18 protein-coding genes are annotated in these 13,669 nt (G+C 69.9%); 10 read left to right on the forward strand and 8 right to left on the reverse strand.

All coding sequences use genetic code 11. The features are described 5' to 3' along the window. Nucleotide 1 precedes the first annotated feature (1 nt). Nucleotides 2-895 (reverse strand): LysR substrate-binding domain-containing protein, encoded by an 894-nt coding sequence (locus BS69_RS0111570; RefSeq protein WP_029942111.1) that lies wholly within the window; start codon nt 893-895, stop codon nt 2-4. A gap of 165 nt (nt 896-1,060) precedes the next feature. Here BS69_RS0111570 and BS69_RS14325 point away from each other — a divergent pair, with 165 nt between their 5' ends. From BS69_RS14325 to BS69_RS0111595, 5 genes are all read left to right on the forward strand, one after another. After that, nucleotides 1,061-1,210, forward strand: coding sequence for a hypothetical protein (locus BS69_RS14325; RefSeq protein ID WP_156957019.1), 150 nt, complete (start codon nt 1,061-1,063; stop codon nt 1,208-1,210). A 29-nt stretch (nt 1,211-1,239) separates the two neighbouring features. Continuing rightward, on the forward strand, nt 1,240-1,422 hold the full coding sequence (locus BS69_RS0111580; protein ID WP_029942112.1) for a hypothetical protein: 183 nt from the start codon (nt 1,240-1,242) through the stop codon (nt 1,420-1,422). A gap of 103 nt (nt 1,423-1,525) precedes the next feature. Beyond that, nucleotides 1,526-2,308 carry a phosphoribosylaminoimidazolesuccinocarboxamide synthase gene (gene purC, locus BS69_RS0111585; protein ID WP_029942113.1) on the forward strand — a complete coding sequence of 261 codons (783 nt, stop codon included), beginning with the start codon at nt 1,526-1,528 and terminating at the stop codon, nt 2,306-2,308. Between the two features lie 237 nt (nt 2,309-2,545). Further along, a complete protein-coding gene (locus BS69_RS0111590; protein WP_029942114.1) occupies nt 2,546-3,100 on the forward strand; it encodes an outer membrane protein in 555 nt (184 codons plus the stop codon). A 114-nt stretch (nt 3,101-3,214) separates the two neighbouring features. Then, on the forward strand, nt 3,215-3,394 hold the full coding sequence (locus BS69_RS0111595; RefSeq protein WP_029942115.1) for a hypothetical protein: 180 nt from the start codon (nt 3,215-3,217) through the stop codon (nt 3,392-3,394). On the opposite strand, the gene ilvC is transcribed toward BS69_RS0111595, so the two are convergent. Together ilvC and miaA are read right to left on the reverse strand one after the other, a co-directional pair. Next, nucleotides 3,391-4,356: a ketol-acid reductoisomerase gene (ilvC, locus tag BS69_RS0111600; protein ID WP_029942116.1), complete on the reverse strand. Its 966-nt coding sequence runs from the start codon at nt 4,354-4,356 to the stop codon at nt 3,391-3,393. The genes BS69_RS0111595 and ilvC overlap by 4 nt on opposite strands. Then, the gene (miaA, locus tag BS69_RS0111605) at nt 4,350-5,270 is read right to left on the reverse strand and encodes a tRNA (adenosine(37)-N6)-dimethylallyltransferase MiaA (protein WP_084184622.1); all 921 of its coding nucleotides are present in this window, start codon (nt 5,268-5,270) and stop codon (nt 4,350-4,352) included. Before miaA ends, ilvC begins: the two co-directional genes overlap by 7 nt. On the opposite strand from miaA, the gene serB reads away from it, so the two are divergent. Next, a complete protein-coding gene (gene serB / locus BS69_RS0111610; RefSeq protein ID WP_029942117.1) occupies nt 5,263-6,135 on the forward strand; it encodes a phosphoserine phosphatase SerB in 873 nt (290 codons plus the stop codon). The two genes, miaA and serB, sit on opposite strands and share 8 nt — an antisense overlap. On the opposite strand, the gene BS69_RS0111615 is transcribed toward serB, so the two are convergent. Continuing rightward, complete coding sequence (locus tag BS69_RS0111615; protein ID WP_029942118.1) at nt 6,132-7,028, reverse strand: SPOR domain-containing protein; 897 nt, start codon at nt 7,026-7,028, stop codon at nt 6,132-6,134. The genes serB and BS69_RS0111615 overlap by 4 nt on opposite strands. A 122-nt stretch (nt 7,029-7,150) precedes the next feature. Between BS69_RS0111615 and BS69_RS0111620 the strand changes: the two genes are divergently transcribed. From BS69_RS0111620 to BS69_RS0111630, 3 genes are read left to right on the forward strand one after another with little or no spacing between them, the layout of a single operon-like run. Further along, nucleotides 7,151-7,870 carry a ParA family protein gene (locus tag BS69_RS0111620; RefSeq protein ID WP_029942119.1) on the forward strand — a complete coding sequence of 240 codons (720 nt, stop codon included), beginning with the start codon at nt 7,151-7,153 and terminating at the stop codon, nt 7,868-7,870. Between the two features lie 14 nt (nt 7,871-7,884). Then, a complete protein-coding gene (locus BS69_RS0111625) occupies nt 7,885-8,550 on the forward strand; it encodes a hypothetical protein (RefSeq protein ID WP_051676781.1) in 666 nt (221 codons plus the stop codon). Between the two features lie 5 nt (nt 8,551-8,555). Further along, nucleotides 8,556-9,887 carry an SPOR domain-containing protein gene (locus BS69_RS0111630; RefSeq protein ID WP_029942121.1) on the forward strand — a complete coding sequence of 444 codons (1,332 nt, stop codon included), beginning with the start codon at nt 8,556-8,558 and terminating at the stop codon, nt 9,885-9,887. On the opposite strand, the gene BS69_RS0111635 is transcribed toward BS69_RS0111630, so the two are convergent. From BS69_RS0111635 to BS69_RS0111650, 4 genes are read right to left on the reverse strand one after another with little or no spacing between them, the layout of a single operon-like run. Next, complete coding sequence (locus BS69_RS0111635) at nt 9,884-10,765, reverse strand: aspartate carbamoyltransferase catalytic subunit (RefSeq protein WP_029942122.1); 882 nt, start codon at nt 10,763-10,765, stop codon at nt 9,884-9,886. The two genes, BS69_RS0111630 and BS69_RS0111635, sit on opposite strands and share 4 nt — an antisense overlap. Nucleotides 10,766-10,776: 11 nt before the next feature. Further along, the gene (ruvX, locus tag BS69_RS0111640) at nt 10,777-11,250 is read right to left on the reverse strand and encodes a Holliday junction resolvase RuvX (RefSeq protein WP_029942123.1); all 474 of its coding nucleotides are present in this window, start codon (nt 11,248-11,250) and stop codon (nt 10,777-10,779) included. Further along, entirely contained in the window at nt 11,247-12,368 is a 1,122-nt protein-coding gene (locus BS69_RS0111645; RefSeq protein WP_029942124.1) for a DUF3089 domain-containing protein, read from the reverse strand. The genes ruvX and BS69_RS0111645 overlap by 4 nt, the downstream gene beginning before the upstream one ends. 44 nt (nt 12,369-12,412) lie before the next feature. Further along, nucleotides 12,413-12,946: a DUF4334 domain-containing protein gene (locus tag BS69_RS0111650; protein WP_051676782.1), complete on the reverse strand. Its 534-nt coding sequence runs from the start codon at nt 12,944-12,946 to the stop codon at nt 12,413-12,415. 113 nt (nt 12,947-13,059) lie between these two features. Between BS69_RS0111650 and BS69_RS14490 the strand changes: the two genes are divergently transcribed. Next, nucleotides 13,060-13,650, forward strand: coding sequence for a hypothetical protein (locus BS69_RS14490; protein WP_051676783.1), 591 nt, complete (start codon nt 13,060-13,062; stop codon nt 13,648-13,650). The last annotated feature ends 19 nt before the right edge of the window (nt 13,651-13,669 follow it).

Genomic DNA, 13,669 nt, shown 5'->3' on the forward strand with positions numbered 1-13,669 from the left:
GCTATTCGGCGAGCGCGCCGACCAGCCACTCGCTGAAGCGCTTTATCTTGGGCACTCGCGCGCGCTCGGGCGGCACGCAGAGCCAATAGGCATAGCCCGCGGTCGCGGTGGTGGCGAAAGGCTGGACCAGCCGGCCCGAGGCGAGGTCGCCCTTCCACAGGAACGGGGTGAGCAAGGCGAAGCCCTGGCCGCCCATTGCGGCGTGACCCTCATTGGCCTGGTTGTCGAGCCGGATCCCGCCCTTGCGGCTGCGGCTGTCGAAAGGGATGCCGGCGGCGGCAAACCACAGGTCCCACCATTCGTCCTGCGGCCCGATCAGCGGCAGCGAGAGGAGGTCGGCGGGTTCGAGGCGCCGCCCGATCCTGTCCTCCGCCATCGCCACGCAGTCGGGGCTCGCCATGGGCGTGAAGTCGCTGCGGATGAGGAGCTTGCAGTCGAGCCCCGGCCAGTCGCCGCGCCCGGCGCGGATCGCGACATCGGCCTCGCCCGCATGGAGGTCGACCAGCCGGTTGTCGGTCAGCAGCCGCACGGCAAGGTCGGGATGGCCGATCTGGAAGCGGCCCAGCGTCCACGCCAGCCAGGTGTTGGCGAAGGTGTAGGTGGTGGCGACCGTGAGCAGTCCTTCGTCCTCGGCCCTGGTCGCGGCAAAGGCCTTTTCCATCAGGTCGAACGCCTGGCCGAGCGGCCCCAGCAGCTGCCGCCCCAGCGGGGTCAGCCGCGCCCGTCCGCGCTCGCGCACGAACAAGGGCGCCCCGACCCGGTCCTCGAGGCTCTTCACCTGGTAGGAGACCGCCGCCTGGGTCAGCCCCAGCTCGCTCGCCGCGGCGGTGAAATTCTCATGGCGTGCGGCTGCCTCGAATACCCGGACGGCCGACAGGGGCGGAAGCTTGCGCATGGGGATATCATAAGCCCCGCTTATTGCCCCCGGCAACCATTCGATTGGCGAAACGATCGCTGCTCTCGTATCTAGAATGCGTCGCCGGCAGGGAGGCAAGCCCCTCCATCCCCTCGAACCTCCCGCCGGCGACAAGCGACAGTTTGAGACAGGGAGATCCTCACCATGGCTTATGGTGTGACCACGCGCATGTATCTTGCGGCCGAGCCCGCGCGTCCCGCCCAGGCGGTGAGCCACGCGGCGGCCTTGTGGCGCCAGCTCGAACCCAAGGCCCGCCTCGAAGCGGTCGAACGGACGCTCCGCACCGCCGCCTGACCGGCACCAGTTCAACAGGGAGAAGAACCATGCGCGACGAACTTTTCGACCGTGATTTCCAGGGTGGCCGCGAAGCGCTGAATGAGGGCATCGACCGGCTGATCGCCCGGATCGGCGCCTTTGTCCGTGCCACCGGCGAAGCGCAGGTCCGCGCCGAATGGAGCGCGCCCTGGGCTCGCTCCGGCCGCCGCAACCGCAGCGGCGTCGCCTGAAACCCGTGCTCCCGTGCAGCGGCGGGACGCACCTTCGTTGCTTCACCGGCGGCGGCTCTCTATGTGAACGCACATCCTCCACCAGATGATTGGAAGCGTACGCATGGCTCGCCGCCGGCAGATTTACGAAGGCAAGGCCAAGATCCTCTACGAGGGTCCGGAGCCGGGAACGCTGATCCAGTATTTCAAGGACGATGCGACCGCCTTCAACGCCCAGAAGCGCGGGACCATCAACGGCAAGGGTGTCATCAACAACCGCATCAGCGAGCATATCTTCAGCGCGCTCGCGACGATCGGGGTGCCGACCCACTTCATCCGCCGCCTCAACATGCGCGAGCAGCTGATCCGCCAGTGCGAGATCGTGCCGATCGAGGTCGTCGTCCGCAACGTCGCGGCCGGCTCGCTGTCCAAGCGGCTCGGGATCGAGGAGGGCACCCAGCTCCCCCGCACGATCATCGAATATTATTACAAGGACGACGCGCTCGGCGACCCGATGGTCGCCGACGAGCATATCGCCTGCTTCGGCTGGGCCAGCCAGGACGAGATGAACGACATCGCCGACATGGCGATCCGCGTGAACGACTTCATGGCCGGGCTGTTCGCGGCGATCGGCATCCGCCTCGTCGACTTCAAGCTCGAGTTCGGCCGGGTCTGGGAGAATGACTACAGCCGGATCATCCTCGCCGACGAGATCAGCCCCGACGGCTGCCGCCTGTGGGACATGAAGTCGGGCGAGAAGCTCGACAAGGACCGTTTCCGCCAGAGCCTCGGCGGCGAAGCGGAGGCCTATCAGGAAGTCGCCCGCCGGCTCGGCCTGCTCGAGGGCCAGGAAGGCGAGAATGCGGTCCTCGATTTCGACAGTCACCGAAAGAAGCGCGGCAAATAAAATCGCGCTTGTCCGCGCCTTTTTGCGGTCACAATGATGAACCTGTGTTCATCTTGGCGACAGTGAAAATGAACGGGTGGTCAGGAAGCGCGAAATAGTACGCGACTAGCCTCGGTTCGTCGAAAAAATCGCAACTTTTTGTCCGCTCTTCTCTTGGAACTCGCGGTCGGCACGTCCAGATGCCGCCCCGAGCGGGAACGTGACGTGACCGTTCCAACGAAACCAGGAGAATATTCCGTGAATAAGTTCATTGCCCTGACCGCTGTCGCCACTGCCGCCTTGGCCGCCACCCCGGCGCTCGCCCAGGCCCCGCAGGGACCGCGCGTCGAAGCGCTGGTCGGCTATGACGCGGTTCGTGTCGACGTCGGCGCGGGCGACAAGTTCAAGGACGAGGGCGTCCTCTACGGCGTCGGCGCCGGCTACGATTTCGCGCTGAGCAACGGCGCGTCGCTGGGTGTCGATGTCGAGGCCAGCGATTCGACCGCCAAGGAGAGCAACATCGCCGGCACCCTCAAGGCCGAGCGTGACCTCTATGCCGGCGCCCGCGTCAGCTTCCCGATCGATGCCAAGGGCAGCAACGTCTACCTGAAGGGCGGCTACACCAACGCCCGCTTCAGCGCGACCGACGGCCTCGTCAAGGACAGCGTCAACGAGGACGGCTACCGCCTCGGCGCCGGTGCGCAGTTCGCGCTGACCGGCAAGGCCTATGTCGGCGGCGAGTATCGCTACAGCAACTACGAGGATGGCATCGAGCGTCACCAGCTCGCGGCGACCCTCGGCACCCGCTTCTAAGCGGATTGCTCGAACGAGCCCTCTGAGGGGCGCCCGGCCATGGGTCGGGCGCCCCTTTTTTCATGTTTTCCGCCAATCGTGGTACAAGGCGTGGAGACTGCAAGGAGAGCGGCCATGGACGAAGACAGCCGCATTTATTTCGCCCGCCGGGCGGCCGAGGAGCAGAGCCGGGCCGAACAGGCCACCGATCCGCTCGCCGCGGCCGTGCACCGCAAGCTCCAGCGCGTCTATGTCGAGCGGGCGAGCGTCGGCGACCGCTGGCCCGCGTCCGAGGTCATCGGGGAACGCGCCTAGCCCTTGAGGCGAACCCGCGCGGCTTCGAGGGCCGAGGCCCGCGCCCGTGCCCGTTCCGCGCGCAGCGTCGGATAATCGGCCGCGGCTTCCGCGCTCAGCGCCTGTGCGAAGCCGTTGCCCCGCAGTTCCGCCAGCATGGTCCGCATCGTGGCGCGCACCGCATCGTCGACGATCCGCCCGCCGCCGCGTGACGCGCGAAATTCGGCGGTATTGCTGATCGCCTCGCGCATCCCAGCGATGCCGCGCGCCTCGACAAGGTCGGCGAGGAGCTTCAGTTCGGACACGCATTCGAGGTAGGCGAGGGCAGGATCGATCCCCGCCTCGACCAATGTCTCGAAGCCAGCCTCGAGGATCGCCGGCACCGCGCCCCACACCACCGCGCCCTCGTTGAAGAGGTCGGAGACGGTCTCCTGCTCGAAGGTCGAGCGGAGCACCCCGGCGCCCGCCCGGCCCGAGCCCAGTGCCGCGGCATAGGCCAGCGCCAGCGGCCAGGCATTGCCAGTCGCATCCTGCGCCACCGCGGCCAGCGCGACCATGCCCTTGCCCTCGGTATAGAGCCGCCGCAGCGCCGCCCCCGGTCCCTTGGGCGCGACCATGATGACGTCGAGGTCGGCCCGCGGCACGATCAGGCCATAGTGAATGCACAAGCCATGCGCGAAGCCGAGCGCGGCACCTTGGGCCAGGCGGGGCTCGATGGCCGCGTAGATCGCCGGCAGATGTTCGTCGGGCGCGAGAAGGAAGACGAGGTTCGCCCCGGCCGCCGCTTCTTCCGGCGGCAGCACGGTCAGTCCCGCGGCGGCCGCCTCGGCGGCGCGGTCGCTTCCCGGCCGCAGTCCGACCCGAACGGTTATTCCCGAATCATGCAGGTTGAGTGCCTGCGCGCGGCCCTGGTTGCCGAAGCCGATGATGGCGACGGTCTTGCCGTGGAGCGGGGCGGGGTCGAGGTCGGCGTCGGTCAGCATATCCCGTCCCTAGCCTGCGCGACGAGCGCGCCCAAGGCGTCGTCGACGGGCAGGGAGGCGATTCCCAGCCGCTGGTTGCGAAACCAGGTTCGCTGGCGCTTGGCATATTGGCGGGTGGCAAGCTGTCCCGCAGCAATGGCCTCCGCCAGCGTGAGTTCGCCTTCCAGGTGCCGGACGAGCTCGGGCACGCCGATCGCACGCATCACCGGGAGGGAAGGGGAGAGGCCCCGTGCGTGGAGGCGACGCGCTTCCTCGAGCCCGCCGCCTTCGACCATCGCGGCGAAGCGGCGATCGATCTGTCCCCGCAGCACCGCCTCGTCGATCTCGGTGATCGCGCCGAACAATCGCACGCTGTCGCGAATCCCGCCGGTGGTTCGTCCTTGCCAGGCCTTGAGCGGCCAGCCAGTCGACCGCACCACCTCGAGCGCTCGCGCAACCCGCGTGCTGTCATTGGGGTGGAGCCGGGCCGCGGCCTCGGGATCGAGTTCTGCCAGGCGCTTATGATTGTCGCCGACCGCCGCCGCACGCACTTCGGCACGGATCGCGGGATCGACGGGCGGTACCTCGGCAATGCCGTCGAGCAGGGTGCGGAGATAAAGACCCGTGCCGCCGACAAGGATCGGCAGCTGGCCGCGGGCGTGGACCTCGGCCAACACCGCCCGCGCGTCGGCTGCCCAGTCGGCCGCGCTGCAGGCCTGGGCGCCGTCGCGGGTCCCGAACAGGCGATGCTCGACACCGCCCATCTCCGCCTCGCCCGGCCGCGCGCTCAGTACCTGCAGATCGGCATAGACCTGTGCGCTGTCGGCGTTGACGATCACGCCATTCGTGCGTTGGGCAAGCGCAACAGCCAGGGCCGACTTGCCGCTCGCGGTCGGCCCTGCGATGACGGCCAGAGGAGGTACGCCCTTGTTCATTGCCACGCTGATAGCAGCAGGACGGCTGGGAGACGACGATCTCGCCCGGGCGGTCGAGACCGCCGGCGGCGGCGAGCTACGCTGGATCGATCCCGGTGACGCCGCCGACCTGCTGCTCGGCCCGGTCGATGACTGGCGGAGCTTGCGCGATCGGCTCGAAACGGCGCTTCCCGGAATCGACGTCATCCTCCAGCCGGTCGAGGACCGCGAGAAGCGCCTCCTCGTCGCGGACATGGATTCGACCATGATCGGGCAGGAATGCATCGACGAACTCGCCGATTTCGCCGGCAAGAAGGCCGAGATCGCGGCGATCACCGAGCGCGCCATGCAGGGCGAACTCGACTTCGCTGAGGCGCTCCACCAGCGGGTCGCGGCCCTGAACGGACTGGGTGTCGGCTGCATCGACCGCTGCCGGATCGAGCGGGTCACCCATAACGAGGGTGCGCGCACATTGGTCCAGACCATGCGCCGGCGGGGCGCGGCGACCCTGCTCGTCACCGGCGGCTTCCACGATTTCGCCGATCCGCTCGGGGCCGAACTCGGCTTCGAGGAGGTCCGCGCCAATTACCTCGAGAGCATCCACGGCCACCTGACCGGCCGCGTCACCGGCGCGATCGTCGACGCGGCGGCCAAGCGCCAGGCGCTGATCGAGCGCCGCGACGAGAAAGGGATCCCCAGGGGCGCGGTGCTGGCGGTCGGCGACGGCGCCAATGACGGCCCGATGATCGACGAGGCCGGGCTCGGGGTCAGCTATCGCGGCAAGCCCAAGCTCGAGGCCTCGGCCGACGCGCGGCTCCGCCACAATGACCTGACCGCGCTCCTGTGGGCCCAGGGCATCCCCAAAGCGGAGTGGGCGACCGACTAGCGCGACGGGACCGGGAAGCAGGGTTGGGGGGCCAGCCGCGCACAGGCCGCGCTCGCCGCCGCCCGCGTCGCATAGGGCCCGACCTGGAGCCGGGTCATCGTCCCCGACGGGACCAACGTCAGCCCCGCGCCGCCGAGCCGGGGCCCGAGGCTTGCATAGAGTTTCTGCGCGGCCGCGCGATCGCGAAAGGCGCCGAGCTGGATCCGGAACGCGCCCCCGGCCGCGACGGGCGGGGGAGGGACGGCCACGGGCTTTTGCGCGGGGGCGGCTGACGCAGCCTTCGGCGCGGGCGCCTTGGCTGCCGGAACCGGAGCCTTCGCCGTCGCCTTGGCCGTCCCGGCGGCGACGAGTTGCTGGGCGAGCGCCACCCCCTTCTGCCGCTCGGCGATCGGGATCACCTGGTCCATCTCCTCGAGCGTCGCCTTGGCCGGGGCCAGTCCCTGGGCCGCGGCCCGGCTGACGAGCGCATAAGCGCGAACCCGGTCCTCGGGCACGCCGTCACCGTTGAAGAGCGCCGTGCCATAGACCAGCATCGCGCGCGGTTCGCCGGCATCGGCGGCGGTCTTCAGCCAGCGCATCGCGCCCGCCCGGTTGCCATTCTGGAACAGCAGCAGGCCGAGGCTGGTCTGCGCCTCGAGATGCCCGCCGCGCGCCGCCTGCTCGTAATAACGTTGCGCCTCGGCGAGGTCGGCGGGCACGCCGCGCCCGAGCTTATAGGCCTGGCCGAGGTTGAAGGCGGCGTCGGCGCTGCCCCTGGCGGCGAGCGGCTTCCAGATCGCGACCGCCTGCTCGGGCTTGCCCGCGCTCCACGCCTCGATGCCCGCCCGCACCGTCTGGGCCGAGGCACTCGCCCCCGCCAGCAGCAACGCCAATCCAATCCCGAGCCGACGCATACACCCCTCCCACATCGCCGCCAGCCTAGAGCGTCGTCGCGGCCGCGTTAACCTGATTTTAGGCCGGCAGCGCCATTCCGTTCAGGACACAAGTGAATTGCACCTTACCCAAGGGGATCGGAATGCGCGTTCTGGCTTTGGCATCGCAGAAGGGGGGGTCGGGCAAGACCACGCTCTCCGGTCATCTCGCGGTGCAGGCGCAATTGGCGGGCGCTGGCCCGGTCTGCCTGATCGACATCGATCCGCAAGGGTCGCTGGCCGACTGGTGGAACGAGCGCGAGACCGAAATGCCGGCCTTCGCCCAGACCACCGTCGCCCGCCTCGCGAGCGACCTCGAAGTGCTTCGCCAGCAGGGCTTCCGCCTCGCGGTGATCGATACCCCGCCGGCGATCACCATGGCGATCCAGAGCGTCATCGCGGTCGCCGAGCTGATCGTCATCCCGACCCGCCCGAGCCCGCACGACCTGCGCGCCGTCGGCGCCACGGTCGACCTGTGCGAGCGCGCCGGCAAGCCGCTCATCTTCGTGGTCAATGCCGCGACGCCCAAGGCCAAGATCACCTACGAGGCCGCGGTCGCGCTGTCGCAGCATGGCACCGTCGCCCCGGTCACCCTCCATCACCGCACCGATTTCGCCGCCTCGATGATCGACGGCCGCACGGTCATGGAAGTCGACCCCAAGGGCAAGTCGGCGGCCGAGGTGACCGAGCTGTGGGAATATATTTCCGACCGGCTCGAGAAGAATTTCCGCAGGACCGTGTTCGCGGCGCCGGGTGCGACGCCGGGCATCGGTGCTGTCAGTCCGCGTCCCGTCGGTGGCTTCGGCCGCCGCGTGGTCGGCTAAGGGAGGCCGATCCCATGATGAAGAGCGAACCGAGGCCTTTCGCCTCCCTGTCGAGCGGACTGCTCGCCCGCAAGGGCGCCGCCCGCCCGGCCATGCGTCCGCAGGGCTTCGGCCAGATGGGCAGTGGGCTTGAGGACCTGGGCTGGAACGACATGGGCTTCGAGCCCCCGCGGCCGGTGCTCTCGCCGGTCGGCGAGGAGGCCGATGATGCCGTCGTCGTCCGTCCCAACCCGGTCACCGGCCTCTCGCCGGTCCACGCCGTCCAGGACGAGATCGTCCACCGCCTCGTCAGCGACCCCGCCGACGAGGAGGAGGAAGACGAGACCGCCGAGCCGGTCCCGGCCGACGTCCCGCCGCTGAGCCAAGTGCTCGCCCATCCGGTCGTCGCCGACATGCCCGTCGAAGCGCCGACCCCGGCTCCGGTCGTCCGGGCGATGGCCCCGGTCGCCCGTGCGCCGATGGCGCCCCGGGCCAGCCGTGCGGTCGCGGGCAAGGGCAAGGCGGCCTTCACGCTTCGCCTCGATGCCGAGCGTCATCTCAAGCTTCGCCTGGCCTGCGCCGTCACCGGCACCTCGGCCCAGCAGATCGTAACCCGGGCGCTCGACGAGCTGCTCGCCTCCATGCCCGAACTCGACGCCATGGCCAGCCGGGCACCGGAACGCAAAGCCAGCAAGGGATAAGAGACATGCGCAAGCCCAAGTCCGCACTTCTGGTCGCAACCAGCATCGTCCTGGCCGTGACCGTCACCGGATGCGCGATGGGGTCCAAGCGCACGTCCTTCGGCGGCCGCCCCGACACCGCCAACATCGGGGTCGCGATCCGCGCCCAGGCGGCGATCGAGGCGGGTGACTCGGCCAGCGCCATCGGCTTTGCCGAGCGCGCGGTCGAAAAAAGCCCGACCGACGCCGGCTTCCGGGCGCTGCTCGGCAATGCCTATCTCTCGGCCGGCCGCTTCCGCTCGGCCGAGGCGGCCTATGGCGACGCGCTGGCGATGATGCCGGGGCTCAGCGGCGTGCCGCTCAAGCTCGCGCTGGCGCAGGCCGCGCAGGGCAAGGGCGATGCCGCCCTCGCCACGCTCGAGACCTATGCGCAGGCGATCGACCCGGCCGACGCCGGCCTCGCCATGGCGCTCGCCGGCCGGCCCGGCTCGGCGGTCGAGACGCTCGACCAGGCCGCCCGCATGCCCGGCGCCGACGCCCGGGTTCGCCAGAATCTCGCGCTTGCCTATGCGCTCGCCGGCGACTGGGTCCGTGCCCGCAGCGTTGCCGCGCAGGACTTGCCGGCCGACCAGCTCGACGCCCGCATGGCCGAGTGGATGAAGGTCGCCCAGCCGGGCCAAACTGGCGCGCAGGTCGCGATGCTGATCGGGGTCACGCCCGCCGCCAGCGATGCCGGCCAGCCGGTTCGCCTTGCGCTCAAGGGCAATGGCCAGAACATCCGGGTCGCGGTCGCCGAAGTCGCGCCCCAGCCCGTGCCGGTCGCCGAACCTGTCGCCGCCGCTCCGGTCGCGGCGCCGGTCGAGACCGCCCAGGCCGTTCCGGCCCCGAGCCTGCCGTCGCCCGCCGCTGACCCGATCCCGGTCGAGGTCGCCGCCGTTGCTCCGGTCCAGACCCGAGCGGTCGAAACCGCGCCCGACGTCGCCGACATGGTCGACAGCCTCCGCGCCGAGCGCGTGAAGCCCAGCGGCGCGCTGCCCAAGGTGGCCGAACTGCGCCGCTCGGCCGCCAAGCGCTTCGGCAAGAGCAATGCCGTGGTCCAGCTCGGCGCCTACGCCACCCAGTCGGGCGTCCGCATGGGCTGGTCGGTGCTGAGCAAGCGCCACCATGGCCTCGCCGCCTACGTTCCCGCCAGCGCCCGCTTCGCCGGTCCGCGCGGCACCGTCTACCGGCTCAGCCTGCGCGGCTTCGCCAGCGACGCCGAAGCGCGCCAGTTGTGCATGAGCCTCAAGGCGAGTGGGTCGAGCTGCTTCGTCCGCAACGCCGCGGGCGACGCGCCGGTGATGTTCGCCAGCCGCTAGAGGCCGGCGACCAGCATCTCCAGCACCGCCATCCGGGTCGCGACTCCGTTCGCGACCTGGCGGAGGATCAGCGAGCGCGCGGGCAGGTCCGCGACCTCGTCGCTGATCTCGACCCCGCGGTTCATCGGCCCGGGGTGGAGCACCACCGCATCCGGGGCGGCAAGCGCCAGTCGCTCGGCAGTCAGTCCGTAATGCGTCAGATATTCGCCCGGCGCGTCGCCGAGGTCCTCGTCCATCCGCTCGCGCTGGACGCGCAGCATCATCACCGCATCGGCGCCGGCGATCGCCTCGTCGATCGAGAGGGCCGTCACGTCCTCGGGGATCAGCGAGGGCGGACCCGCCAGCCGGACCTCGGCGCCCAGCCGCGGCAACAGGGCGGCGTTCGACCGCGCGACGCGGCTGTGACGGATGTCGCCGATGATCGCGATTTTCCGGCCATGAAGATCGCCGAAATGCTGGGTGAGGGTCAGTGCATCCAGCAACGCCTGGGTGGGATGCTCGTTGGTCCCGTCGCCGGCATTGATCACCGGGCAGTCGACCAGCGCCGCCACTTCCTCGGCAGCACCGTTCTGGCGGTGGCGGAGGACGAGGGCGTCGGGTCCCATGGCGCCGAGCGTCCGCGCGGTGTCGGCCAGCGTTTCGCCCTTCTTCACGCTCGAATGCTCGACCGACAGGGTGATCGCCTGCGCGCCCAGCCGGGCGGCGGCCTGGGCGAAGCTCATCGCGGTGCGGGTGCTGTTCTCGTAGAAGCAGTTAAAGACGGTCCGCCCGGCCAGGCGACCGCGGCCGGCCTCGCGGTCGGCGGCGAACTCACGAGCGCGGGCGAGGAGGGCGGCGATCGCGTCATCGGACAGCGCGGAGATCGAGAGCAGGTGCACGAATGTGGCTGCTAGCCGTCCCGGGGCAACATGCAAAGGGCATCGAGCGCGCCCTGGAGGATATGCGCCGCCGCGAGCTTGTCGACCGCCTCGGCACGCTTCGCCCGGCTGACGTCGGCGGCGATCATCGCCCGCTCCACCGCCTGGGTCGACCAGCGCTCGTCCCACAGGAGGAGCGGCAGCGCGAGCGGGGCGAGATTGCGGGCGAAGGCGCGGACCGACTGAGTGCGCGGACTGTCGCTCCCGTCCATGTTGAGCGGAAGGCCGACCACCAGCCCGGCGACCTTGTGCTTCTCGCAGAAGGCACGCAGCGCGGCGAGATCGGCGGTGAACTTGGTGCGGCGGATCGTCTCGGCCGGTCCGGCGAAGCTCCAGCCCGCGTCGCACAGGGCGAGGCCGACCGTCTTGGTCCCGACGTCGAGCCCGGCGAGCACCCCGCCTGCCGGCAGCGCCGCGGCGAAGTCGGCGGCGGCGGCGGTGATCAGCGCCACGCCGCCAGCCGCTCCTCGGCGTCGCGCCGGATGTCGGCCCAGAACAGGGCCATGTCGTAGACGTGATAATTGTTGCCCGGCAGCACGTAGGGCCCGAGCGCGGGCGGCTTGTCGTCGGCGAAGGAGAGCGACAGGAACCCGCCGCGGCACTCCGCGCCGACCAGCCCCTTCTGGAGGGTCGCGTCGGCCAGCGTGTCGTCGGTCGGCACCAGCGTCCCGGCATTGGCGGAAGACGTCGCCTTGCCGGTCTGCTGACCGCTGATCGGGTTGACGCACAGGAGGTCGCCGCGCTGGCGCTTGGCCCCGGTGAATCCGGTGGTTCCGTCATAGACATGGACGAAGGGATCGATGTTGGCCGGCTCGCCGAAGCTCATCCACGACAGGATGCAGCCCGGCTGGGCGCGGCGTTCGCAGGCGGGGAGGCCCATGGCGGGGACATCCGCCGCCTTGCTCACCGGCCAGCCGACGACATAGGCCGCGACCACCCGCTTCGCGAGCGCCGGATTTGTCGCCACCCGCTCGCGCAGCAGCCGGGTCAGGTGCAGCGCGCCCTGGCTGTGCCCGACGAGGATGATCGGCCCCTTGGGTTCCTGGACAAGGAAGCGGTCGAACGCTCGTGCGACGTCCTGATAGGCAAGGTCGAGCGCGCCCTGCGCATCCTTGCCGGTATCGAGGAAGGCGCCGAAGGCCGCCTGCCGATATTTGGGCGCATAGACCCGGCTGAACTGGAAGGCGCTCGCCTGGCTGCGCACGAACAGGGCCGCGCGGTCCTGGCTTTCCTTGTCCCCGAGCGGCGCGTTCCAGCGATCCTTTTCGAGATAGGTCGTCGGATGGATGTAGAAGGTCGCCGCCTCGCGCCCGAGCAGGCGGTCGGGGGTCGCGCCTTGGGGCGACCAGTCGGCCGGTCCCGGCGGCACCGTGTCGGGGAGGTTGAGCCAGTTCTCCACGCGGACATAGTCGGGGCCCGTGTCGTTCTTGGGTGCCTCGAACGGCACGCTCGGCAGCGCCTGCTTGACCAGCACCTCGCTGCCATATTGGAACACCGCGAACGCGCCGGCGACCACCAGCAGCGTCAGGACGAAGATCACCATCAGGAACCGGCGTGCGCACATGGGCGCGGACCTAGGGGAGGGGCCTCACGCCCGCAAGCCGGGCTTCAGGCCCGGCGCAGCACGAAGAAATAGGGGTCGGCAAAGCCGCGAATGTCCATTGCGCCGAGCAGCGTGTCGTCATCCACCCGCCGGAAGCAGTCGATGATCGGCAGCTGGTCATAGACCATCGCCGCCGAGGTGACCCCGCGATAGTCGACCGGCCGAAGCCGCGCCCGTGACTTTCCGGTCCGAAGCAGCGGCGAGAGTGCCCGGAACAGCGCCGCGCTCATGCCCGACTTGGCGAGCCCCGGCGCCCGTTCGATCAGCCCCAGCGGCATCAGCCCGGGATTGCCGGCGAAGCGCTTGCCCCGCCGCTCGAACACCAACGGGTCGACGTCGTCGACCGAGCGAAACGCCTTGCCCCACCAGCCCGAGGGACCGAGCAGCCCGTCATAGGCATGGCCCGTCGCCAGCTCCTCGCCCTTCCACAGGCCGAGAATGGCCTCGGGCGCGACCGGGCCGAGACTGTCGTAATAGTTCAGCACCTCGTCCCGCGGCGCGGCGGGCAGGAGGGCTGCGAGGCGGGCGGCGCGGTCCATCGGGCCGACGCTAGCAGCATTCGCCTGCCCCCGCGATTGCTCGCGGTTCACCTGCCGTTCAAGCGGCAGGGCGAAGGGAAAAGGCGACCGGGGGCGGTTTGTGGAGCGTTCCCATGTCCCTGTTTCAGCTACGAAATCTTGCCCTTGCCGCGGTCGGCGCCGTGAGCCTTGCCGGCTGCGCCACCTACGATCCTTATGGCGGCGTCTCGGCCGGTGTCGGCGTCGGCTATGGTTCGCCTTATGGCGGCTACGGCTATGGCTCGCCTTACGGTGGTTACGGCTATGGCTCGCCCTACGGCGGCTATGGCTCCTACGGTTCCTATGGCGGCTACGGCTCGCCCTACGGCGGCTGGTACGACAATTATTATTATCCCGGCACCGGCGCCTACGTCTACGACCGCCAGCAGCGCCGCTACCCGATCAGCAGCGCCCAGCGCCGCTACTGGGAGCAGCAGCGCAGGGTCCGCTCGGCCAATCCGGCGATCCGCGAAAATTATCGCAACTACCGGACCGAGCGCCGCGACGACCGCCGCGACTATCGGACCGAGCGCCGCGAGGATCGTGCCGCGGTCCAGAACGGGCAGGTAAGCCGCCAGGACTATCGCCGGGATCGTCGCCAGGACCAGCGCGACTATGCCCGCGACCAGCGGCAGGACCGCCGCGAACTGCGCCGCGAGAACCGCAAGGACCGCAAGCCCGACTGAGGCTTGGCCCCGCGCGACG

Origin of the sequence: Sphingomonas astaxanthinifaciens DSM 22298, assembly GCF_000711715.1 — a bacterium.
GTDB classification, from domain to species: Bacteria; Pseudomonadota; Alphaproteobacteria; order Sphingomonadales; family Sphingomonadaceae; genus Sphingomicrobium; species Sphingomicrobium astaxanthinifaciens_A.

Coding starts and splice junctions, on each gene's coding strand:
- BS69_RS0111570 (WP_029942111.1), bottom strand. CDS start 895: ATGCGCAAGCTTCCGCCCCTGTCGGCCGTCCGGGTATTCGAGGCAGCC.
- BS69_RS14325 (WP_156957019.1), top strand. CDS start 1,061: ATGGCTTATGGTGTGACCACGCGCATGTATCTTGCGGCCGAGCCCGCG.
- BS69_RS0111580 (WP_029942112.1), top strand. CDS start 1,240: ATGCGCGACGAACTTTTCGACCGTGATTTCCAGGGTGGCCGCGAAGCG.
- purC (WP_029942113.1), top strand. CDS start 1,526: ATGGCTCGCCGCCGGCAGATTTACGAAGGCAAGGCCAAGATCCTCTAC.
- BS69_RS0111595 (WP_029942115.1), top strand. CDS start 3,215: ATGGACGAAGACAGCCGCATTTATTTCGCCCGCCGGGCGGCCGAGGAG.
- ilvC (WP_029942116.1), bottom strand. CDS start 4,356: ATGCTGACCGACGCCGACCTCGACCCCGCCCCGCTCCACGGCAAGACC.
- miaA (WP_084184622.1), bottom strand. CDS start 5,270: ATGAACAAGGGCGTACCTCCTCTGGCCGTCATCGCAGGGCCGACCGCG.
- BS69_RS0111615 (WP_029942118.1), bottom strand. CDS start 7,028: ATGCGTCGGCTCGGGATTGGATTGGCGTTGCTGCTGGCGGGGGCGAGT.
- BS69_RS0111620 (WP_029942119.1), top strand. CDS start 7,151: ATGCGCGTTCTGGCTTTGGCATCGCAGAAGGGGGGGTCGGGCAAGACC.
- BS69_RS0111625 (WP_051676781.1), top strand. CDS start 7,885: ATGATGAAGAGCGAACCGAGGCCTTTCGCCTCCCTGTCGAGCGGACTG.
- BS69_RS0111630 (WP_029942121.1), top strand. CDS start 8,556: ATGCGCAAGCCCAAGTCCGCACTTCTGGTCGCAACCAGCATCGTCCTG.
- BS69_RS0111645 (WP_029942124.1), bottom strand. CDS start 12,368: ATGTGCGCACGCCGGTTCCTGATGGTGATCTTCGTCCTGACGCTGCTG.
- BS69_RS0111650 (WP_051676782.1), bottom strand. CDS start 12,946: ATGGACCGCGCCGCCCGCCTCGCAGCCCTCCTGCCCGCCGCGCCGCGG.
- BS69_RS14490 (WP_051676783.1), top strand. CDS start 13,060: ATGTCCCTGTTTCAGCTACGAAATCTTGCCCTTGCCGCGGTCGGCGCC.